General features: G+C 41.5%; 22 protein-coding genes and 1 tRNA gene. 10 read left to right on the forward strand and 13 right to left on the reverse strand.

Going from position 1 to position 21,712, the window contains the following annotated elements:
• Positions 1 to 271: 271 nt before the first annotated feature.
• Positions 272 to 345, reverse strand: a tRNA-Asp gene (locus tag ACQ4LT_RS00725).
• A 124-nt stretch (positions 346 to 469) separates the two neighbouring features.
• On the opposite strand from ACQ4LT_RS00725, the gene apaG reads away from it, so the two are divergent.
• Complete coding sequence (gene apaG, locus ACQ4LT_RS00730) at positions 470 to 862, forward strand: Co2+/Mg2+ efflux protein ApaG (protein ID WP_445664082.1); 393 nt, start codon at positions 470 to 472, stop codon at positions 860 to 862.
• Positions 863 to 939: 77 nt separating this feature from the next.
• Here apaG and ACQ4LT_RS00735 read toward each other — a convergent pair whose 3' ends face one another.
• On the reverse strand, positions 940 to 1,455 hold the full coding sequence (locus tag ACQ4LT_RS00735; RefSeq protein WP_445664083.1) for a glutathione peroxidase: 516 nt from the start codon (positions 1,453 to 1,455) through the stop codon (positions 940 to 942).
• 69 nt (positions 1,456 to 1,524) lie between these two features.
• Between ACQ4LT_RS00735 and ACQ4LT_RS00740 the strand changes: the two genes are divergently transcribed.
• From ACQ4LT_RS00740 to ACQ4LT_RS00750, 3 genes are read left to right on the forward strand one after another with little or no spacing between them, the layout of a single operon-like run.
• Positions 1,525 to 2,322: a hypothetical protein gene (locus tag ACQ4LT_RS00740; protein ID WP_445664084.1), complete on the forward strand. Its 798-nt coding sequence runs from the start codon at positions 1,525 to 1,527 to the stop codon at positions 2,320 to 2,322.
• A gap of 4 nt (positions 2,323 to 2,326) precedes the next feature.
• Positions 2,327 to 2,635 (forward strand): hypothetical protein, encoded by a 309-nt coding sequence (locus ACQ4LT_RS00745; protein WP_445664085.1) that lies wholly within the window; start codon positions 2,327 to 2,329, stop codon positions 2,633 to 2,635.
• A gap of 3 nt (positions 2,636 to 2,638) precedes the next feature.
• Positions 2,639 to 3,400: an MBL fold metallo-hydrolase gene (locus ACQ4LT_RS00750; protein ID WP_445664086.1), complete on the forward strand. Its 762-nt coding sequence runs from the start codon at positions 2,639 to 2,641 to the stop codon at positions 3,398 to 3,400.
• A gap of 265 nt (positions 3,401 to 3,665) precedes the next feature.
• Here ACQ4LT_RS00750 and ACQ4LT_RS00755 read toward each other — a convergent pair whose 3' ends face one another.
• The 4 genes from ACQ4LT_RS00755 to ACQ4LT_RS00770 form a co-directional block, all read right to left on the reverse strand.
• Positions 3,666 to 4,751, reverse strand: coding sequence for a mannose-1-phosphate guanylyltransferase (locus tag ACQ4LT_RS00755; protein WP_445664087.1), 1,086 nt, complete (start codon positions 4,749 to 4,751; stop codon positions 3,666 to 3,668).
• 96 nt (positions 4,752 to 4,847) lie between these two features.
• Positions 4,848 to 5,099 carry a hypothetical protein gene (locus ACQ4LT_RS00760; protein ID WP_445664088.1) on the reverse strand — a complete coding sequence of 84 codons (252 nt, stop codon included), beginning with the start codon at positions 5,097 to 5,099 and terminating at the stop codon, positions 4,848 to 4,850.
• A gap of 18 nt (positions 5,100 to 5,117) precedes the next feature.
• A complete protein-coding gene (locus ACQ4LT_RS00765) occupies positions 5,118 to 6,212 on the reverse strand; it encodes a sensor histidine kinase (protein ID WP_445664089.1) in 1,095 nt (364 codons plus the stop codon).
• Entirely contained in the window at positions 6,209 to 6,889 is a 681-nt protein-coding gene (locus ACQ4LT_RS00770) for a response regulator transcription factor (protein ID WP_445664090.1), read from the reverse strand. Before ACQ4LT_RS00770 ends, ACQ4LT_RS00765 begins: the two co-directional genes overlap by 4 nt.
• A 262-nt stretch (positions 6,890 to 7,151) precedes the next feature.
• Between ACQ4LT_RS00770 and trkA the strand changes: the two genes are divergently transcribed.
• Both trkA and ACQ4LT_RS00780 read left to right on the forward strand, forming a co-directional pair.
• Complete coding sequence (trkA, locus tag ACQ4LT_RS00775) at positions 7,152 to 8,492, forward strand: Trk system potassium transporter TrkA (RefSeq protein WP_445664091.1); 1,341 nt, start codon at positions 7,152 to 7,154, stop codon at positions 8,490 to 8,492.
• The gene (locus ACQ4LT_RS00780; RefSeq protein WP_445664092.1) at positions 8,489 to 9,985 is read left to right on the forward strand and encodes a TrkH family potassium uptake protein; all 1,497 of its coding nucleotides are present in this window, start codon (positions 8,489 to 8,491) and stop codon (positions 9,983 to 9,985) included. Before trkA ends, ACQ4LT_RS00780 begins: the two co-directional genes overlap by 4 nt.
• A 5-nt stretch (positions 9,986 to 9,990) precedes the next feature.
• On the opposite strand, the gene ruvA is transcribed toward ACQ4LT_RS00780, so the two are convergent.
• The 4 genes from ruvA to ACQ4LT_RS00800 all read right to left on the reverse strand — a co-directional run bounded on the left by ruvA (position 9,991) and on the right by ACQ4LT_RS00800 (position 13,391).
• Positions 9,991 to 10,593: a Holliday junction branch migration protein RuvA gene (gene ruvA / locus ACQ4LT_RS00785; RefSeq protein WP_445664093.1), complete on the reverse strand. Its 603-nt coding sequence runs from the start codon at positions 10,591 to 10,593 to the stop codon at positions 9,991 to 9,993.
• Positions 10,594 to 10,806: 213 nt separating this feature from the next.
• Positions 10,807 to 11,388, reverse strand: a complete 582-nt coding sequence (ruvC, locus tag ACQ4LT_RS00790) for a crossover junction endodeoxyribonuclease RuvC (RefSeq protein WP_445664094.1) — start codon at positions 11,386 to 11,388, stop codon at positions 10,807 to 10,809.
• A gap of 85 nt (positions 11,389 to 11,473) precedes the next feature.
• Complete coding sequence (locus ACQ4LT_RS00795) at positions 11,474 to 12,877, reverse strand: alanine/glycine:cation symporter family protein (protein ID WP_445664095.1); 1,404 nt, start codon at positions 12,875 to 12,877, stop codon at positions 11,474 to 11,476.
• 46 nt (positions 12,878 to 12,923) lie between these two features.
• Positions 12,924 to 13,391: a DinB family protein gene (locus tag ACQ4LT_RS00800; RefSeq protein WP_445664096.1), complete on the reverse strand. Its 468-nt coding sequence runs from the start codon at positions 13,389 to 13,391 to the stop codon at positions 12,924 to 12,926.
• A 136-nt stretch (positions 13,392 to 13,527) separates the two neighbouring features.
• On the opposite strand from ACQ4LT_RS00800, the gene ACQ4LT_RS00805 reads away from it, so the two are divergent.
• On the forward strand, positions 13,528 to 14,295 hold the full coding sequence (locus tag ACQ4LT_RS00805; RefSeq protein ID WP_445664097.1) for a type III pantothenate kinase: 768 nt from the start codon (positions 13,528 to 13,530) through the stop codon (positions 14,293 to 14,295).
• 129 nt (positions 14,296 to 14,424) lie between these two features.
• Here the strand turns inward: ACQ4LT_RS00805 and ACQ4LT_RS00810 are convergent, their stop codons facing one another.
• Positions 14,425 to 15,099: a MarC family NAAT transporter gene (locus ACQ4LT_RS00810; protein ID WP_445664098.1), complete on the reverse strand. Its 675-nt coding sequence runs from the start codon at positions 15,097 to 15,099 to the stop codon at positions 14,425 to 14,427.
• A gap of 124 nt (positions 15,100 to 15,223) precedes the next feature.
• Between ACQ4LT_RS00810 and ACQ4LT_RS00815 the strand changes: the two genes are divergently transcribed.
• Positions 15,224 to 15,700 (forward strand): GAF domain-containing protein, encoded by a 477-nt coding sequence (locus ACQ4LT_RS00815; RefSeq protein WP_445664099.1) that lies wholly within the window; start codon positions 15,224 to 15,226, stop codon positions 15,698 to 15,700.
• A gap of 21 nt (positions 15,701 to 15,721) precedes the next feature.
• A complete protein-coding gene (locus tag ACQ4LT_RS00820; RefSeq protein WP_445664100.1) occupies positions 15,722 to 16,219 on the forward strand; it encodes a DUF4920 domain-containing protein in 498 nt (165 codons plus the stop codon).
• A 666-nt stretch (positions 16,220 to 16,885) separates the two neighbouring features.
• On the opposite strand, the gene ACQ4LT_RS00825 is transcribed toward ACQ4LT_RS00820, so the two are convergent.
• Complete coding sequence (locus ACQ4LT_RS00825; protein ID WP_445664101.1) at positions 16,886 to 18,019, reverse strand: ATP-grasp domain-containing protein; 1,134 nt, start codon at positions 18,017 to 18,019, stop codon at positions 16,886 to 16,888.
• A gap of 502 nt (positions 18,020 to 18,521) precedes the next feature.
• On the opposite strand from ACQ4LT_RS00825, the gene ACQ4LT_RS00830 reads away from it, so the two are divergent.
• Complete coding sequence (locus ACQ4LT_RS00830) at positions 18,522 to 19,976, forward strand: M20/M25/M40 family metallo-hydrolase (protein WP_445664102.1); 1,455 nt, start codon at positions 18,522 to 18,524, stop codon at positions 19,974 to 19,976.
• A gap of 972 nt (positions 19,977 to 20,948) precedes the next feature.
• On the opposite strand, the gene ACQ4LT_RS00835 is transcribed toward ACQ4LT_RS00830, so the two are convergent.
• Positions 20,949 to 21,710 carry an ABC transporter ATP-binding protein gene (locus ACQ4LT_RS00835; RefSeq protein ID WP_445664103.1) on the reverse strand — a complete coding sequence of 254 codons (762 nt, stop codon included), beginning with the start codon at positions 21,708 to 21,710 and terminating at the stop codon, positions 20,949 to 20,951.
• Positions 21,711 to 21,712: the final 2 nt, after the last annotated feature.

Below are 21,712 nucleotides of genomic sequence, written 5' to 3' on the forward strand. Positions count from 1 at the left end.
GCAAAATCTACATTACGTAATCATGTTATGTAAAGACTAGTTGCTATAATATGTTTATATAATATTGTTAATTGCAGCTGGGAGAGATTGGAAATGCCGAGCACAATAATTACGGTGGTAATCGAAGGAGTTTTAATATCTCTGAGGATAAGGAGCGTGGTTTTACCTAGTACCATTATAGTACCAGAATAAATATATAACTAATAATGGGAGGGATCCTAAAAAATAAAAAAGCCGCTAACTCTTTGCGAGCCAGCGGCTTAGTGTGTTGCGATCCGGACGAGACTCGAACTCGCGACCTCCTGCGTGACAGGCAGGCGTTCTAACCAACTGAACTACCGGACCAAATGAGAGCCCAAATATAACGACCTTTTACCTCCTATGTCAAGCACAATCTACGCTATTTTCAATCCTTTGATTCACATAGGGATTTTATTACCATAGGTAAAAAACAAAGCCCAACTATTTTATGTATCAGCCCACATTTGTCGAGGTTTCTCACGATATTAGTGTTGAGGTAAAGCCCACCTATTTGGAAGAGGAATCCAGCCCTGTTGTTAATAAACATGTATTTGCTTACTTCGTTACCATCCGAAATATGGGAGATCAGCCAGTACAATTGTTAAGAAGACATTGGCAAATTAAAGACTCCGGCGGACAAGATCACGAAGTTGATGGAGCAGGCATTATTGGATTACAACCAACAATTGGGTCGGGTGAAGAGCATGAATACAATAGTTTTTGTGTGCTAAAATCGTATCGTGGCAGTATGCGTGGGTATTACACCATGGAGCGTAGGAATGGGAAATTAATAAAGGTTCGAATACCAGAATTTTTACTTATATCACATTCATTAAACTAAATAAAAAAGGAGGACCGCAAGTATCAGTTACGGTCCTCCGTCGGGATGGTGATGGGATGTATTAGGGATACATTATATCAACTGTTTAATTCCTTTTCTATTGCCTTTAAAATTTCCTCACTCTGTGGTTTAACGTCACTTCGGTAGCGATGGACCAATTTGCCGTTCTTATCGATCAGAAATTTCTCAAAATTCCATTTTATTTCACCAGTAAAGTCAGGATTTTCAGCCGTTGTTAAATAAGAGAACAAGGGATGTTGATCATCGCCTTTGACCGATACCTTCGAAAACATCGGAAAACTTACATCATAGTTCACTTTACAAAACTGTTTAATCTCTTCATCCGTTCCCGGTTCCTGTCCACCAAAATTGTTGGCAGGAAAACCTAATACCACAAGTCCTTCATCGCTGTATTTTTCATATAATGCCTGCAGACCTTCATATTGTGGTGTATACCCACACTCCGAAGCCGTATTAACGATTAATAAAGCTTTTCCCTCATATTTATTTAATGATGTTTCTTCTCCGTCAATGTTTGTAGTTTTGAACTCGTAAACGGAATCTGTAGTTGTATCAGTAGTATGTAATGACATTGATAAAAGTATTATTAAGAGTCCTACGGTTTTCATAGATTTTACACACTTATTTAATGGATGATATATATGAAATGTAAAGCTACAAAAAAGAATTCCCTGTTTTTTGAAAAAAGATATAAAATATTAGCCGTCTTCTTATCAATGCTGTTTGTATTGATAGCAGGAAGCACAACACCGTTGCAGGCACAAATGTTCTCGGTGGGCGAAACTGGTCCTCGAAACAGTGGGCCCCTTTCAGAGATTTATATTGGATTAGAATCGATGGAGGCTATATATAAGGGGGCACAGAATGTTAATAGTCAAATTAGACCGGGAGCATTTGAATATTCCGGACCGGTAATAAAGCTGGGTTATAATACTACAGATCTTGATTTATTTCTTTCTACAGGTGGAAAAGTTACCGGTGTTGATGAGGCGTCCTATTTTCATACGGGGGGTAATTTTGATTTTGGAATAAATCTATACCGTAGTAAAATATTACTTTTGAAAATACCGTTTCGATTATCATCCCGATATACTAATATAACAGGTAATGAAACATTTAATCCTCAAACAGTTAATAGATTTCAGTATGGGATGATATCCGGTGGCGTGGGTTTCCGCGGTGAATTGCGTCCCACTAAAAAGGCACGTGTAAAATTTGGAGCAATACCGGGTTATGGATTCTCTTTTGCAACAGGTGGATTTTTTGGGGGATCAATTGGCGTAGTAGATGCTTTTGGAAAGCTTTATTTTGATCGACTGTATAACAATTTGGGATTATCAATTGGCTACAAATATGATTTTCGAAGCTATGATGTAGAAGATGAAGTTTATGATTACGATCTAAGTGGACATAGTGTTGAAATAGGAATCACGTTTTAAGCTGATGAAAACCGAAAAACTGCTTTTAGAACTTGAAGAGTTGATTGAGCAACTCGGCTATACTATTCGTAAGGAAAAGGGAACATTTCAAGGTGATTCCTGTGTGATGGAGGGACAAAAACTGGTGGTTCTAAACAAGAAGAAGCCTGAGCAGCAACAGGTAGGGTTGCTGGCTCGCGTTCTTAAGGATAAAAAGCAGGAATTAACGGATATTTATATTAAACCGGCAATTCGCAAGCAGCTTGAGGAACTTTGGGATCGATTTGAGAAGTACAGGGGCAGTGAAATTGAAGAAATGGATATTGATATTTAGACGATGAAGTTAACGTTTTTGGGTACCGGAACTTCCATGGGCGTACCTACGGCCGGAGGTTTTGGTAAAGAGCAAATCGATGGAGATCCGCGTAACATCCGTTGGCGCTGTTCGGCGTGGATACAAACTGACGAGTCATCTATTGTAATTGATACGGGTCCTGAATTCCGATTGCAGACCATTCGGGCCGGACTTTCAGAAATCGATCTGGTGCTGATTACTCACGAGCACATGGATCATATTGCAGGGCTCGACGATCTGCGGCCGTTTTGTTATAAGCAGGAGCAAACTATTCCGGTATATGGCAGTTCTACTTGTTTGGATGCTATAAGGCGTCGCTTTGAGTATATGTTTGGTCCTAATCGCTATCCTGGCGCAACGGATATCAATCTGCAGGAGATTAGTGATACGATTTCCTTTCAGGATTTGGAAATTACTCCACTGCCGGCTACTCATGGTAAAGTTACCGTATTGGGCTATCGTGTGAATGATGTGTCCTATATTACAGATGTCAAGGAGTTGCATGAGTCAACGAAAGAGCGTATTCGCGGCTCAAAAGTGATGGTGTTGGATGGACTGCGATGGAAACCGGAGCACCCCACACATATGACCATTCCCGAAGCAGTGGATATTGCCAATGAGCTTGATATTCCTCAAACCTATCTCTGTCACATGAATTCGTATGTAAATCATGAGGAATCCAATAAGCGACTACCCGATCATGTGCGTTTGGCTTATGATCAGCTGACACTCACCATTGAGTGATCTTGTTAATGATCTAAACATAGATTTCTCACTTCCGTTCGAAATGACAAATAGGGCAGATTAATTATATCCTAAATGCTGACTATGTCATCTCGACCAGCGGGAGAGATCTATGTTTTGAATTGAAATTATACAATAAAAACAAAGATTTCTCATTACGCTATGCTCGTTCGAAATGACAGTCGAGGTAATAATTCAATTGAAGACTTGCTGTTATCTCGATTAAGTGCAGCGCATGGAGGAATTTATTGGAGAACAATCCCCACTATACAAATCGCTTCAGATCATCATCTTTGCGTAGCTTATTAACGACTTTCTTAACTCCCTGAGAACTGTCCAGATCGCAAACCAAAATGGCGTTGTTCGTTTCCACAACCGCCAGGTTTTCGACGCCCACAAGCGCAATTATTTTGCCACTGTCACTTTGGATAAGATTATTCTTGGAATCAGCGGTAGCCGAGGTATCGGTTTGAATGACATTGCCTTCCTCATCTTTGGCTCTCAAGTCGTAAACCGCTCTCCAGCTTCCTACATCATTCCACTCAAATGAGCCGGGAACAACAAATACGCTATCGGCCTGCTCCATAATCCCATAATCGATGGAAATAGAGGTACAGCCGTAATAAAACTCATCAACAGCCTCTTTTTGATTGTCTGACCCTACTGCCGGTTTTAGTTTCTTTACCTCATCAAAAATGGTAGGAAGATGCTGTTTAAACTTCTCCAGAATAGTCGATGCTTTCCAGATGAACATTCCGCTATTCCACAAAAAGTTGCCGGAGTCAATAAACTCTTTAGCTGTTTCCAGGTCGGGTTTTTCACGAAACTGATTTACTTTTTTAATTTCATGTCCTTTTTCTTTTTCAGAAGAGCCGGAATCAAACTCAATGTACCCGTATCCGGTTTCGGGATGATCGGGCTTAATGCCGATAGTCACGAGTGCGCCGGGTTCCTGGGCTTTGGCTTGGGCTGCTTCCAAAACAGATAAGAACTTTTTGGGCTTGCCGATTAGGTGATCCGCAGGCAGTACAACCATGGTCCCATCGGGATCTTTTTCCTGGATAAGCGCGGCCGCCGCTGCAACACAGGGAGCGGTATTTTTGCCCACCGGTTCGCCCACGATATTGTTGGCTGGAACATCAGGGAGCTGCTCTTGCACCAAATCTACATATTTATCATTGGTGATAACCCAGACGCGATCGGCTGCAACCAGCGGTTTAATCCGATCAACAGTATCTTGCAGCATGGTGCGATTGCCGAAAATATTTAAAAATTGTTTGGGACGAGCTTCAGTGCTTCGCGGCCAGAATCGGGTGCCCGATCCACCAGCCATAATTACGGCATGTAACATAAAAGTAAATGGATATTAGTGTTGATGAATTTGGAAAGGGAAGGTATCGAAAATCCCAACAAGTGTGAAGAAATTTTGCCCGGCATTATTCTATATTTAAACGGTGACGGTGTACTCTTCGTCGAGATGATGTTTATTGATGAGATAAATAATTTCTCGGGCAGATTCTTCAAAGGCCGTACCGGGATAGTGCTCCACAATTTTTTCAGCGGTAAAAATAGCCTCGAGGTATTGTTTATTTACAACCTTCATCCGGGCTTTTTGTAGAATGGGCATCGCCTCATGTGATCCGCAGGCGGTGATGAGTCCGGTAATAAGAAAAAGAATTGTGGTTTCTGGATTATTCATCAGAGTAGTTGGTGATACTTAATTGGTAAGCTCAGCTTCTGCAGATGTAAGATCAACTTTGCTGAGCGTAAAACTAAATGAGGAGCTGACATTGGGAGTACTTTCGATAAACAGCTCTTCGTTATGAGCCTGCATAATATGCTTTACGATCGCCAGTCCCAAGCCGGTACCTTCGCCGTCTTCCCGAGATCGAGATTTATCTACACGAAAGAACCGTTCAGTGACTCGTTCAATATGTTGCTGACTAATTCCAATGCCCGTATCTTTCACATATACTAATACGCGACTTTCATCTTCCGACCATGGTTTAATGCCAACGGTAACTTTACCTCCTTTAACATTGTATTTGATGGCGTTATCTACCAAGTTAATGAGGACCTGTTTAATTTGGCTGCGATCGGCACTGACAGTATAATCTTGTGAGATATCCGTTTTAAGTAAGACGTCGGCTTTTTCGGCTTTGTATTGGAGATTGTTAATAACCTCCATAATCAGATCTTTGATATTAATATTTTGGATATCAGACTTTAATTCACCAGTCTCAAGTTTGGAGATCTCCATAAGATCTTTAGTGAGATAAATAAGACGATTGACGTTTCGCATCGCTTTCTCAAGAAATTTTTGGTTGACTTCCTCATCATCAATCGCGCCGTTTAGTAGGGTTTCGATAAAGCCCTGGATTGCAAAAATAGGTGTTTTAAGCTCGTGAGAAATATCCCCGATAAACTCCTTGCGATAATTTTCAATTCTGTTGAGGCGTTGTATTTCCCGCTCTACTGTTTTGCTGGCCCGCACCGATTGTTTGATCAGATAATCCAGCTCGTCGTGATTTTTCGTATTAAGTTCTTCGTAATCCCGAAAACGCTTCTTCAGGATATTTTTATTGATTTGATTGAGAGTTTTCAGGCGGGCAAATTGCTGGGTATAGATAACCAGGTAAATGGTAATTCCCGATAGTACGAACATTCCACCGCCGAGAAGAAGTGAGTTTGTTAAGGTCGTATTGAACAAAAATTGAGCTGCAACACCAATAGCGCAGCCAATTAACAGTGCCGAGTAGAAGGCACTGTGGAATGCAAGACGAGACGATTTTTGAAAAGGTTTTTTCCTCATTCTTTAAACTTGTAACCGACTCCTTTAACCGTTTCAATATACTTACTTCCGATCTTTTCTCGAATTTTACGGATGTGAACATCCACTGTACGATCGACGACATAAACATTATTACCCCACACCTGATCAAGCAGCGTTTGTCGATCCATAACTTTGCCTTTTCGGCTGGCTAAAAAGTACAGAAGCTCAAACTCTTTGCGCGGCATTTGAAACTCCTCATCACCTTTGGTTACAATATATCGATCTTTATCAATGACAATATCGTGCACCTTAATTTTATCTGTCATTTGACTCGTTTCCTCAAATCGACGTAATACAGCTTTGATGCGGGAGATCAATTTGGTGGTGCTGATCGGTTTTGTGATGTAGTCATCACCTCCTTTGTCCAACCCCTCAACCTCTGTTTTTTCATCGCCACGGGCCGTCAGAAAAATGATAGGAATATGTTTGAGATTTTTATCGGCGCGGATGCGTTCAACTACTTCCATGCCATCCATTTTGGGCATCATGATGTCTAAAAGCATCAGGTTAGGGTTGTGCTCGCGGGCCATCTCCATACCCTCTTTGCCGTCTTCGGCTTTTAGCACATTAAACCCCTCTTTCTTGAGATTATATTCAATTAAATCGAGAAGATCTTGTTCGTCGTCGACTACTAAGATGGTTTGTTTGTCAGCCACGGCTCAAAAATTAATTACTGTATTAAATTAAGGTAAGTAAAACGTTGCTTAAATATTAAGACGCAATAGTACAAAGCCCCCTCCGCAATTGAAACAGCAAGCCTGTTAAATAATTGTTATTTCTTTTGCGATGATAGAGCTTTTTATGATTTTGAAATGGTAACCCTATAGGATATAATTCTCATCATTTTAGTTTAGTGTGATGGAGCTGTTGATTTATTATCTGTTCCACTGGTCTATCAGTGGTATAAATTAAATTGTTATGAAGATATTAATTGTTGGTGCAGGTCAGGTGGGCATGAGTGTGATGGAAGATCTCAGTGATAACCATGAGATTTCAATGATTGATAAAGATGCCAGTAACTTGGATCGCATACCTTTTGAAGTTGATGTAACTTCTGGGAATGGACTTGAGGAAGAGGTATTGAAGTCAGCGGGTATAGAAGATGCTGAAATTGTGATGTCTACGACCTCCGAAGATCACACCAATGTTCTTATTGGCAGTATGGCTAAACTCCTTACTGAGTGTTTTACGATTGCCCGTGTATCTGACCCATCTTTTGCAAACATCTGGGATACAAGAGAAGGCGCATTTGGTATTGATGCGATGATTGACCGATCGAACTTAACAGCAAAACAAATTACGGATCTTCTCTGGTTCCAGTCCACTCGGCAAGAATCAATCAATGAAGAGTTGTATTGCCAGAAAAAAGTTAAAATGTCAGAATTTAGGTTGGAAAGTGACAGTGAGTTAATTGGTAAAACCATTCAGCAATGTGATAAATATTCTGGAGTTAATATTACCGGAATTTTTCGGGACAGTGATTTCAGGTTGATATCAAAGGATACTACTTTTGAGGAAGGAGATCGCATCACAGTATTTGGGGCACCTCAGAAAGTGGATGAATTTGGAATATCAATAGCATCCACGGAGTTGGAGCCGGTGCAAGATACGTTTGATATTCTCGGTGGTGGTGATATTGGTTATCAAACGGCGCTATTATTGGAAGATACCCCGTTGAGTATTCGCATCTTCGAAAAGGATCCCGACCGGGCCCAGTTTCTATCAGAACACTTGTCCCAGGCCATGGTGCTGCAGGCGGATGTCACCGAACGTTCAATTTGGGAAGAAGAGAATATTCCTGAATCTGATATGCTATTGGTTAGCACAGACGATGATGCCATAAATATATTGGCGACGTTAATAGGAAAGGAATATGAAACCCCTCGATTGGTAAGTATTGTTCATGAACAGCAGTATCTGTCACTATTTGAGTCATTGGATATTACACGGGTAGTTCATCCCAGAGAAGTCGTTGCTTTCAGCATTACCAACTATATACAGGATAGTTATACAGGAAACATAACGGAGTTAGAGCACGAGATTGGGGAGGTCTTTGAAATAAAAATTGATGCAGAAAGCCTAGTGCTGGATAAAACTATTGAAGAGCTGCAAAAAAGCTTTGACCCACCTTTCGTTATTGGAGCAATGGTTCGCCAAAACCATACTATTATTCCCAAGTCGGATACATCCATAAAATTAGGAGATCAATTAGTTGTTCTGACGACTGGTGAGGCTGAAGATATGATAGAAAAACTATGAGAAAACAGGTTAATATTTTATGTGTCTTGAGCTTGTTTGGCTCTATTTTAAAGTGGCTTTCGGTACCACTAAGCGTACCTTTTTTCTATTCGGTAGCTGGTCGTGAAAATCCATTAGTTTTTTTGATTCCAATGGGAGCATCATTAGTAGTTGGCTTTCTGCTGGAACGACTTGATACCAATCCCAAACTCGGATTGCGAGAGACTTTTCTGCTGGTATCATTAACTTGGTTGGGGGTAACCCTGGTTGGGGGGCTTCCCTATTTGCTGGCCGGAGAAGGTGCGGTGGCTATACCAATTAATGCCTTGTTTGAGAGTATGAGTGGCTTTACAACCACAGGTGCTACCGTAATGGCTTCTATTTCATTTGATACACATAGTCCTGAAATCATGCTGTGGCGGCAAATTACGCAATGGCTTGGAGGCATGGGAATAATAGTCCTTGGAATAGCCATTTTACCTCGATTATCCGTTGGTGGCTCAGAATTAATTGAAGCAGAAGCGCCAGGTACGGAGTTTGATCGGATTACGCCGCGTATTGTAGAAACAGCAAGGATTTTATGGTTGCTCTATGTTGCTCTCACCGTAACGCTTGGATGCTTACTTTATGGATCTCATCTAATTGGGCTTTCCCCTGAAATGGATCTTTATAATGCAGTAGCGCATGCACTGACGACCATGCCAACTGGTGGGTTTTCACCTGAAGCTGAAAGTATAGCTGCTTTTTCATCAACAGCTCAATGGATAATTATTCCCTTCATGTTCATGGCAGGAGTTAACTTTGCCTTGATGTGGAGAGCGTTTACCGGTAATCCTCGCAAACTGTATCGAGATACCGAATTTCTCTTTTATGGTTTTATCCTCCTTCTTACAGGAGTAATAATATTTGTAATGATTTCGGGTAATACTTTTGAGAAACCACAGGATGCTATACGCCATAGTTTATTTCAAGTGCTGACTTTTGTAACTACGACCGGATATGCGAGTTACGATTTTAATACATGGAACTCGATGGCAAAAACGCTGTTATTTATGATGATGTTTATCGGAGGCTGTGCCGGAAGTACCGGGGGTGGAATTAAGGTGTTCCGCTGGATTGTTACTATAAAAACGTTCTTTAAACAGCTTTTTACAACTATTTATCCGCGCGCAGTACAATCTATACGGGTTGGGGATAATATTATTAAAAATGAAACAGCGCGACGCGTCACGATAATGATTATGCTGTACGTATTTACCTTTATGGTAGGAGCATTAATTATAGAGATAGAGTCGTACCGTATTGGTCTTGAGCTGGAAACGTTGGAAGTAATGAGTGCCTCTGCAGCTTGTATAGGAAATATTGGGCCCGGGTTTGGGTTGGTCGGACCCATGAATAATTATCTTGCCTTTTCACCGCTTTCAAAAACTGTAATGATCTTTTTGATGTGGGCCGGACGTCTAGAACTGTTTACGCTTTTTGTAATATTTATCCCAAAATACTGGCGAAATTAGAACAGTTATTTGTCCATTTGTGAGAGGGCTTTTTTAACCAGTTTTTGTACGTTGCCATCAAAATCCTCACCCTTGGCAGCAAGCTCAATCGACTCTTCGGCATCCCGCTTTTTAAAACCAAGTGATTGCAGAGCCGAAACCGCTTCCTCCTTTACGTTGCTGCTGAGGTTTGCGGCACTGTCTGGCGAATAGGTAGCGTCCACCATTTCAGACATTTTATCCTTAAGCTCCAGTATCATGCGCTGGGCCGTTTTCTTACCGATCCCCTTAATTTGCGAGAGGGCCGATTTATCCTCTTGCACAATAGCGCCCGTAATTTCCTGGGCTGGTAGTCCGGAAAGAATAGTAAGCCCAAGCTTTGGACCAACGCCTTTAACCGTAATCAAGAGCTCAAAAAGGTCCTTCTCATTTTGATTGGCAAAGCCGAAAAGTCGCTGATCGTTATCAGTTACATGATGATAAACCAGCAGTTCAACCTCTTCACCTGTGGCTGGCAATTCGTCATATGTTTGATTAGATATCTCGAGCAAGTAGCCTACATCGCGGACATCAACAATAACTTTCTGGGGAGACTTGTCGTGGACGGTTCCTTTTAAATATGCTATCATTTACTAAAAGTTTTATGTAAATGTAAATAAGGTTCAGTGTCATCCTGAATTAATTTCAGGATCTTAGTAACTTTAAATAAAAGCTTTTAGATTTTGAAACAAGTTTAGAATGACACGCTTTGACGATTTAAATTTGAATAAAGCTCAAGGTTGTGAGAAAAGATAGGCCAGACGACTTGTTTGACCTAAAAAGTTTGTAAGAAACTGTGCAAATTAATCTTTAACACGGTCGGGATTATTTGCTACAAAATCGGCCCAGCTCGATTTACTGTTATTCTGGTGCGTTTTCTTTTTGGATTCGGGAGCCTGCCGGTTAAAACTATTTTGCTTCATCAGGTGGCACCATGCCACGGCCAACGCATCGGTAGCATCTTTGGATAGTTTTTCATCGGGCAGCGTTACGGTTTTTCGCAGCATAAATGCTACCTGCTCTTTGCTGGCGTTGCCATTTCCCGTAATTGATTTCTTTACCTGTTTGGGATAATACTCTGTGACCCCAATATTATGATTGGTAATAGCCAACATGGCTGCTGCTTGCGCCCGTCCCAGTTTAAGCATGGCCAGCGGATCGACTCCATAAATAGGGGTTTCTACGGCACAGGTGTCGGGATTAAAAGAGGAGATGATTTTGGAAACTTCCTCGAAAATAAATTGCAGCCGATCGGAATGATCATCCATGTGTGCCATCTTTAGTACATCGCAGCGTAGGGCTACTAATTTATTGTCTTCTTCGGTGAGGATGGCATAGCCGGTATTACGTGAGCCGGGATCAATACCAAGGATGACATCAGCCATAAAACAGTGTATTCAGTTAGTTTATTTGAATATAACAGATTTACGATGGATTTCTCATCTATAAAAAGGGTATTGACCGTGTATTCTATTTGAAGGTTTCAAAGCTGTCAATCCGTTTAAAATAACTGGTGGCGGCTTCTTTGACTTTGGGAGCCAGCAAGATCGTGGAAACCATTGTTGGAATGGCCATCAAGGCAAACATGCCGTCAATCAAGTCGATAACTGCACCAATGGAAGCAATAGATCCAAAAATGATGGAAGCTACGTAAAAGTAATTGTACCAGTGTTGTTTGTCGGCACCGATTAAATAGCCGAGACATTTGGTTCCGTAGTAGGAGTAGGTGAGCATAGAGCTGATGGCAAAGAATACAACACAAATGACAAGTAAGTATGTACCAAATTCAGGAAGTGCCTGGTCAAAAGCATTAAGGGTAAGCGTAACACCGTTGGCTTCGGTTGATTTCCAAACGCCGGTAACCAGAATGGCCAGGGCGGTCATGGTACAGGTGATGATTGTATCGATAGCAGGTCCCAGCATGGCGACGAGTCCCTCACGGACAGGTTCTTTGGTTTTGGCCGCACCATGTGCCAGGGCTTCGGTACCGAGTCCGGCTTCATTGGAAAATACACCACGTTGAATACCGATGACGATTAGTGATCCTACCGCTCCGCCCATTACGGATTTGCCGGTGAAGGCATCGGTAACAATTAAGCCGAGATAGTGAGGGATTTCAGTTATATGAGCAGCCAGGATAGCGATTACGCATCCCACGTAAATGACAACCATGGCCGGAACTAACTTGGATGTAACTTTCCCAATTCTCTTAATTCCGCCAAAGATAACCAGTGATACGAGTACTACGAGAACAAGTCCGGTAATGAGATCACCGCCCATATGAGCATTTTTAGCCACCCAGCCTTGTGGAATATAAATGCTATCTCGTAAGATTTGTGTCAACTGATTGGCTTGGAAAATAGGGAGTGGACCGAAGATACCGGCCAGTGCAAATAATCCCGCCAATGGTTTAAAAAGATATGTCCAGTTATCCCCCCATTTTTTTTCAAGTCCTTCGCGGATTACATACATCGGTCCCCCCTGTACTTTGCCTTCGGAATCTTCTCCGCGATACAAAATAGCCAGAGTACAAGTGAAAAATTTGGTCGCCATTCCTACAAAGGCACTGACCCACATCCAAAAAAGTGCGCCGGGTCCGCCCATAAAGATGGCTACCGCAACGCCACTGATATTCCCCATCCCAACCGTTGCAGCCAGGGCGCTGGATAAGGCTTCGAAGTGGGTAATGTCGCCGGGATCATCAGGATCATCGTATTTACCCCGGAGAATATTGAGTGCGTGTTTAAAATATTTGAAGGGGGCAAAACGGGAATAAATAAGAAAGAAAAGTCCGCCGCCTACCAGCAGATAAACGAGCGGCATGCCCCACATAAAACTCGAAAAAGCGCTAAGTGCCTGTTCTATTAGTTCCAAACTAAAAACCGTATTTAATTAATTGATGTTTTGGAGCGTGAATATACTAATTAGTGCGAGTAAAGAAGATAAAATCGGTGGCCGGGGGATCAATTTTTGCATTTCGTAGCAATTTAGCGATCTGTGCCCGGTGGTGCTGACCGTGAATAACCACATGATATAAAATATCGGAAAGAGAAGTTTCGTAGGGAGTCCCTTTTGAATTAGTATAGGAGATAATCTTATTTAAATTACCCTTGCGGCCGCTAATTAACTTCTTCCATTGTTGGTTAAGGGTCTTAAGGTTTTGCAGTGCTTCGGGTAATCCATAATCAGGCCAAATTTTAATATCATCCAAAGATTTGCCCTTGATGCGATTTAGCCACATCTGTTGCGATCCGGCAATATGTGAAAAATATGCTACTGCTTTTTCGGATTCCTCAAACCCAAGATGATCCTGAAGAGTCAATAAAACCTGTTCATTAGCCCAGTTATCGTATTCAAATAATCGAAGCAGATGATCCGCTGATTGCATGATTTTATCTTTTATTGCAGTTGCTCGGTAAGGTGAGCATATCAGAAATGATAATATAATACAAATTTTGAAGTAGTTGGGAGCCATCCTATTTTAGTTGCTTAATAATATTATATCAACAAAGGACTGTACAGCTATGTTGCTCGCTCTCGATATTGGAAATAGTAATATTGTTATTGGTGCCTCGGAAAATGGAAATTGGAGACACCAATGGCGCATACAGACCGATACGGAAAAAACGGCTGATGAATATGTTGTACTATTTAACAGTTTGTTCTCTGAGGAGGATCTTACCTTTGATAAGTTTGATCAGATCATCATTAGCAGTGTAGTACCACAGCTAACTCAAATAATCAGCGAAATGTTTGAGAAGAAATCGCATACGGAAGCGCTTATCCTGAACGGTGAGGTGGAGACGGGCTTGGCTATTAAGCGTGTAAATCGTAAAAGTATAGGGGCGGATCTTATTGCAGATGCGGTTGGTGCTTATGAATTGTTCAAGGATGATTGTATTGTTGTGGACTTTGGAACGGCTACTACCGTGATGGCTGTGCGGACTCCCGGAGAATTTATTGGCGGATCTATTTGTGCGGGCCTAAAAGTTACCATTGATGCGTTAGTGGGAAAGACGGCCCAGCTTTCCCAGATTCCGCTGGAGCCTCCCAAGCAAGTTATAGGAGGTAGCACGATGGAGGCCATGCAGTCGGGGCTGGTATTGGGACATTTATGTATGATAGAAGGATTGGTTGACCGGATGCAAAAACAGTTGGGGGGATCGGCAAAAGTAATTGCTACGGGAGGCCTGTCAGAAAAAATCGCCGAACACACCGATTATTTTGATGTCATAGATCCAATGCTAACGCTCGACGGTTTGCGGCTGATTATGAAAAGGCAGGAAGCGTAAGATGACAAACGTGAGACGTGAAAAGACAGAAGTAAAACACAGTTGTTTTTTTATAATATAAATCACTTGTCGCCTGCCATTTATATTTCACATCTGACATTTGCAGTTTCACTTCTCACTTTTGCCTTTCTACACTCCAAAAAAACTTGAAATGCCATTGAGGATAAACTGTACGCCGATGGCCATGGCGATAAAGCCCATCATACGAGTAATGGCATTCATTCCGGTGGGACCAATATATTTTGCTGAAAAGGGAGCCAGTCGTAACACTCCATACGAAATGAGCGCTACCAGCACAATAGCTCCGCTCGTAATGAGCAAGTCAAAAACTCCCCTGGCTTGTGAAGCTAAACCGATAACAACAGCTATACTTCCGGGTCCCGACAGCATGGGCATGGCCATAGGACTAAATGAAATGTCTTCCTTGTCTTTGGCTGCTTCTTGTGCTTCATCAGATATTTTTTTCTCTGAGACATCCGGATTTAACATCGCATAGGCGGCGCGCAAAATGATGAGTCCGCCTGCAATGCGGATTCCCGGCAGGCTAATGCCGAAAAAGCTCATGATATAGGTTCCGATCAAAAGAAAAATGATCAGCACCAAGAACATGTAAAAAGATGATTTCTTGGCAACGTATATCCGTTCATTATCGCTATTATGATCAGTTAGCGAAAGAAATACCGGCATGGCCGCCAAGGGGTTTGCAACCGAAATAATAGAAGTAAAGGCGGCTATAAAAAGAGTGATCGGTCCCGATAAGTAGGATGTAAAGATGTCGCTTTGGGTAAAAAAATCTTCAAACATAAGTGCCAAAGATATGAAATGAAGGATACAAGGTGAACAGTTTTTATAAATGAAATACGCTTTTCAAATGTTAAATTTAATCTTAGATTTAGATTCCAATTTTTAAGTGTTTAATAGATTATTGATGAAGCAAAAAGAAGGAAAAAATTACGAATCACTTGTTAATACCGTTAGCCAAATTATGGGTCGCGATGGCACGTCGCGGGATCAAAAACTACAACAGACCTGTGAATTGCTGGCTGAAAATGTTGAAGCTTTTGACTGGGTTGGGTTTTACCTTGTTGATCCCGACTCAGAACGTGAGTTAGTGCTTGGACCATATGTGGGGGAAGAAACCGACCACACGCGCATTCCGTTTGGGAAAGGCATTTGTGGACAGGCGGCAGAAACTAACGAGACGTTTATGGTACAGGATGTGAGCAAAGAAGATAACTACCTGGCGTGCAGCGTACAGGTGGAAGCAGAGATTGTTGTGCCGGTTAAGAAGGACGGAGAATTTGTTGCCGAACTGGATATTGATTCGCACAAGAAAGATTCAATGACCGAAGAACACCGAAAAATGTTGGAGAAGATTTGTAAAATTGTTTCACCACTATTTTGAAACAAAGGGATAAAATAAATTATGAAATACTTAGCTACTCTCATTGTTGGAATATTATTTATAGCAAATATCAGCATTGCCCAAAACACAGATGAAGTCTCTCGATTGGCGGAACCAGTAGAGACAGGGGAAAACTATAAGGTATATGGCAGTGAATTTGCGGAAAACACCCAATTTTTTGCTCCAGGATATTTAGTTAGGAACAGTAATATATTTAAAGGTCAAAAAGTGGCGACGAAGGGTGTTATTAAACAGGTTTGCCAAAAGAAGGGATGCTTTTTTATGCTCTCTGCTGGCGAAGAGAATATCCGTGTAACCTTCAAAGATTATAATTTTTTTATTCCTACTGATGCGGCCGGATCGCAAGTCCAGTTGACGGGAGTATTCAAGGTTAAAGAGCTTACCGAAGAGCAGGCAAAGCATTATGCCGAAGATGCCGGAGAAGACCCGGACGACGTGGAGATGACAGAAAAAGAGTATACCATAGTAGCAAACTCAGTTAAAATATTCGATTTGTAGGAAAAGCTTATCTTTACTCCAACTGATCATATTATCGCGGCTATCCATTAGGTTGCTGCAAGTTAGTTTGTATTACTTTTTTTCATGTTATGAGCACGCAAGCAAATCCCTGAATAACATGACATTCCGTTTTAATGATTTAAATCAATAATAATATGACGCGGATAACGCTGATAGGAATACTGGTTTCGAGTTTTTTATGGATTTCATGTAGTTAGTTCCAAAAAGTGAGTCGACATACTTTTATAAGTCCACACCTTGTAGTTCGCCCATCAGCGGCAGCTCCTTGGGTCTCAAATTCCGCTAAATACGAAAGGTCGTGGTTTGGTTATCCTCGATGAGGATTGATTTCTCAGGTTCTGATGCTTATAGGCGTTGATCTGCTCTTCGACAATTTGTGTTAAGTTCCTTGCCCATATCTAGTTCCTTCGTGTAAAAGGTTGGCGTGGAAGTGGCTGGCTGATACTACTCTATTCCATTAGAGGTACATCTATGTATGTAATAAAATTATAAAGAAAGGTAGGGGACCCGATGTAATAGTTTGCAAAATGCCTTGGGTATAGGCCACACTGTACAGCCTGTTCGGCGACCACCGTAATACGTTGTGGCAGGTAAAAGAAAAAAGATACCATTCAAACCTGAAAACCCGTATCTGTAAAGATGTTATCAAAAGTTAGAGCTAAGGGCTCTTTTGAGGGCACATCCCGCCTTGACCAGAGAGGGAACGGGATCTTTCAAAACGTAATAAAACCCTGTTTCATGCAACGAAAATCGGTTGGCCCCGGTCGGTGTAAACAGATGTTTCAGGGCCGTTCGTGTCATCACAAATTTGGATTCTTCGTAATCCGGCTGCTCAAACGACACACCAAGTGCAGCAAGACAGGTCAGATGTGGAAAGTTCACCCCCGCCCCCAGCGATCCTTGCAGTGTAGTCCAGAAACGCGCATTAAAATCGACGAGTTTATAGGTGCTATCACGTTTATCACGGCGAAAGTCCAGATGGCATATACCCGACCAGTTTAAAACGGAGATGATCTCCCGGGCTGTTTTATACAGAGACTGATTATGAATAAGTTCGATGCCCGGCGAATATTGCAGGTCTTGCAGAATGAACCCTTTCTGGATGGTGTGAGCAAGGATTTGTCCATCACGAGCTAGTATGCTGCAGTCGATGTCGTAACCGGGTATATACTCCTGAAGAATAGCGTCGCGTTCGGTGGGATCATGGTCCTGCAAAAAACGGTTCCATTCATCACTGGTTTCAAATAGATACAGGTTTTGTTGTTCTTTTTGTTGCGAAGCTCCGTCCGGTTCATCCTTAACCGGTTTCAGAAGTATCGGAAACTTCAGCTGGCTGGCAGCATCTGTGTAATCATCCTTCTGTACAACCGGTGTGAAGCGGGCGGTAGGAAAGTCATGCTCCTGTAACCATCGGTTCAGCTGATACTTGTCAATAACCCGTTCAAACTGCCCGGACTCAGGTAACGGCGGTAACATGCCCGCCTTGCTTAATATTTGCAGGTGACGTATTGCAAACCGCATTGCCGGAACATCAACGGGCAGTAGTACATCTGCTTTTACCTTTTCGGCACAAGTCACTACCTGTTTGACTCGGTTTGACTCTTTTTCGTTATCGACCAAGTGGAAAGAGCATAGATACTTAGAATATTTTGCATGAGACTTTTTATTCGAAGCCAAATGTACTTCCACACCCGGAACCATACCCAGTGAGCGGATGACCGCCAAGGCAAGTTCGTTCTGCTCAGCCAGTAATAAAACCGAATACGTTGTGTTTGCCATTTGTAAAATCTTTTTGTTTCTCTTGGTAAGCCCCTCCCTAACCATAGTCATTCGCTTTTTGGATAGCCATCAAGAATATCATATTTATTTGATAAAAAAATGAACACTGGGCAAACAACGATCTTTCCCCTGAAAATTGTCGGTCTCTCAGATTTATACTAACTTGTAAACGCGTTTGTTCAATGTTCTAAGAAGCATATTATCCTAAATATCTCTTTTTGAACTGTTTCGAACAATATTTTTTATGTCATGATCGGTTGTTTTCTGGTAGTGGGCATGGTGGTAAGTTACGATGGGTCCAGTTTCGATGCTGGTACTAGCTCTACCGGGTAGAAGGCTTACTGAGAAGGGATAAAGCGTTACCGAAGAACTCGAATTTTAAAACTTGGCTACTATAATTGTTAGAATATTATTTTAACAAATATGGGCGTTGCCTAAAATACAGATTAAGTCCCGCGGCTGGTGGAACCGGTAGAAACGGGTGAAAATTATAAGGTATATAATGCGGATAACGCTGATAGGAATACTTGTTTCGAGCTTTTTATGGGTTTCATGTAGTTCGTCCCACAAGGTGAGTCAAAATACTTCTAACTCAGCACCTTCATATGATCTTGATAAGAATGTAGCTATTGACCGGCTCAGTCAGGGGCTGCAGTATCAAACGGTATCTTTGGAAGATACTTCAGAGATTGACTTTGAGGCTTATGACAATTTCATTGCTTTCCTTGATGAAAACTATCCGAATGTACACGAAAATATTGAACGCGAACGCATTAGTCAATACAGTTTACTTTACAAATGGGAGGGGGCTAATACCGGACTAAAACCAGCCATGATGATAGGACACTATGATGTAGTTCCTGTTAAGTATGGTGACGATACATTATGGCAGTATGCTCCATTTGCCGGAGAAGTTGCTGAAGGTTTTGTTTGGGGGCGCGGTGCGTTGGATGATAAAGGCGGTGTTATGTCGATCATGGAGGCGTTGGAGTATTTAACAGAGCAAGGATTTGAACCAGAGCGTACTTTTTATATTGCGTTGCATCACGATGAAGAGGTAGGCGGAGTTCGTGGAGCTCAGCAAATAGCCGAGCATTTAGAAGAACAGAATATTGAATTGGCTTATTTGGTTGATGAGGGACTGCCTATAGCCGAAGAAATTATTGAGAATGTCGAGGTTCCTCTGGCAATGATCGGAGTGGCATCTAAGGGATCCGTAAATATTGAGCTTCGATATAGTCAGGATGGAGGGCATTCGTCGATGCCGACGCGTACCTCTGTGATTGGAACCCTTAGTAATGCCGTTAATCGTATTGAGCGAAAGCCCATGAGAGCGAGTTACAGCGGGTTGATTGTTGAGACTTTTGAGCCGTTAATTCCCTATATGACATTTACCCAGCGTCTGGCGTTTAACAACACTTGGTTGTTCAAGGGAATTATAAAAAATAAGCTAAGCAATAATCCCGCAACGAATGCGGCACTCCGTACGACTGCAGCAAAGACAATTTTTGAGGCTGGATTCAAAGAAAATGTGTTACCGGTGGATGGACGCGTAATCATTAACTTCAGGATACATCCCAATGACACAGTAGAGGATGTAGAGCAGTATGTGCGCAGTCGCATCAAAAATTCAAATATAGACGTTCGGGTTATGGATCGGGCGCGGAACCCGTCTCCGGTATCCAGTACACGGGCTGTGCCCTATCAAATGTTGAAGCAGACGATTGAGGGGGCATTTAATCAGGTGTTGGTTGCTCCATCACTTTTTATTGCTGCCAGTGATGCCCGTCATTTTCATGGTTTGACCTCTAATATTTATCGCTTTCGTCCTATTCGTGCCCGTCACGAAGATCGGTCTCGTGTACACGGAATAGACGAGCGAATAAGCGTTGAAAATTACATGGAAATGATACGATTTCAGATTAGATTGATTGAAAACGGTGCAGCAGAGCTATAGGTCGCTTTTGCGGAAGACTAGTATAGTTTATTGGATCTTGTAGGTCAATCCGTTATGTGCTTTAATATATCTTGGACTACAAAATCATGTTCATATACTCTTTGTATTAGACTTTATGGCTGACGTCTTCGAAAACATTGGGCGGGGTATCACGGAGGTCCCGAACGTGAACAGAAAGACGTTCAAAATACCCTGCTTCGTGGTTGGGATTCTTGGCTTTTTCTTGTGTTGTTCCTGTTTCTATATTCGAACCCCCTAAATTGATATTGTATTTTTATTATAATTAACGGCGCGATGAAAGCCATTTTCGGTTATGGGATTCTTACTTTCATATCAAAACAAAGATTTTTCTTGTTTTTTATTTGTATTTCGTTGGAGTTCTTCTCTCCCTGATGGTCGGTCTAAATGCCTTATTTACATGCAATTAGCTTGTTATGTTAAGCTTTACAGGCCAAATTATTGAAGAGCAGATCACTTCAATAATTTATTATGTTTCATACATTTTATTTTGAACCATGATAGCTCCCTTGTGTGCTCCGCTCAGTCGGGATGACATTTTTACCTAAGACTATAAGGCTATTACTTCGGTCTTGTTGAATAGTTGGAAACGAAATCTCTAATATGCTTCATAAATCATTTTAGATTATAATAGATCTCTCTGTTACATCCTGGAGTACTTCGATCGAAATGATATGAATAGGTTATAATCTCCTTACCTGTCATTTCGAACGTAACATAGTGGAGAGAGAAATCTTTGTTTTTAATAGTGGAGAACAAGGATCTCTCACTCACATTCGAGGTGACAGCAAGTTTATATGGAGCATTACTCCAGTTATTTTTTTGAAGTAAATCCTACTGAAAAGACTTCGTAGTACAGGTTAATATTTTGGCTTTTACAAAGTTACATTAGTAAGTAGGTACCAACATATGATATACTGAGTATTAGAATAGAAACAATCTTAAAAGTTGGTTTTACAACCATTTAAGCACATCATTTTTGGGTTGTTCGACCTGCACATAGCTCTCAAAAATTTCGCTGAGGCTGGCATCTTTTTGAAGTTCCCTGCGTGTTTCCGAATCGAGATAGGCAATAACTTTTTGATTATGGAGGATGGCAATATCGTCACAAAGGTTTTCAACGATCTCCAGTATATGGCTGGTGATGATAATGGTAACTCCATTTTCTTGCAGGCGGTTGAGGATGTTTTTCATCCGTCCGATAGAAATAACATCGATACTTTCAAAAGGTTCGTCCAAAAACAGGATTTTAGGCTCGCTGAGAATAGCTGCACAGAAGGACAGTTTTTTGCGACTTCCGGCAGATAGTTTGTTGATTTTAGCGTGTTTAAATTCAGTAAGTCCTAAATATTCCAGAAGAGAATCCATTTTTTGCTGCCGAGTTTCGGAATCAATCTCATAGATATCACAGATATAGTGCAGAAAATCGTGACTGGTGAAGTGTTCGAAAAGAAGGGGCGGCTGAAGTACTGAAGCCACTTCTCGTTTAATCATAAGCTCATTTTGCTCGTTAAGCTTACGTCCGTTGATGATGATTTCTCCCTCATCATAATCGAGTAAACCTGTAAGAATACTTATCAACGTACTTTTACCGGCACCATTGGGACCGATAAGGCCAAAAATATTTCCTTCTGGAACAGACAGCTCAAAATTGGTGAGTACAGGGGTATCTCCATACGATTTTTGTAGTCCGGTTATTTGTATTGCTTGATTCATAG

Source organism: Fodinibius sp. AD559 (assembly GCF_052712805.1).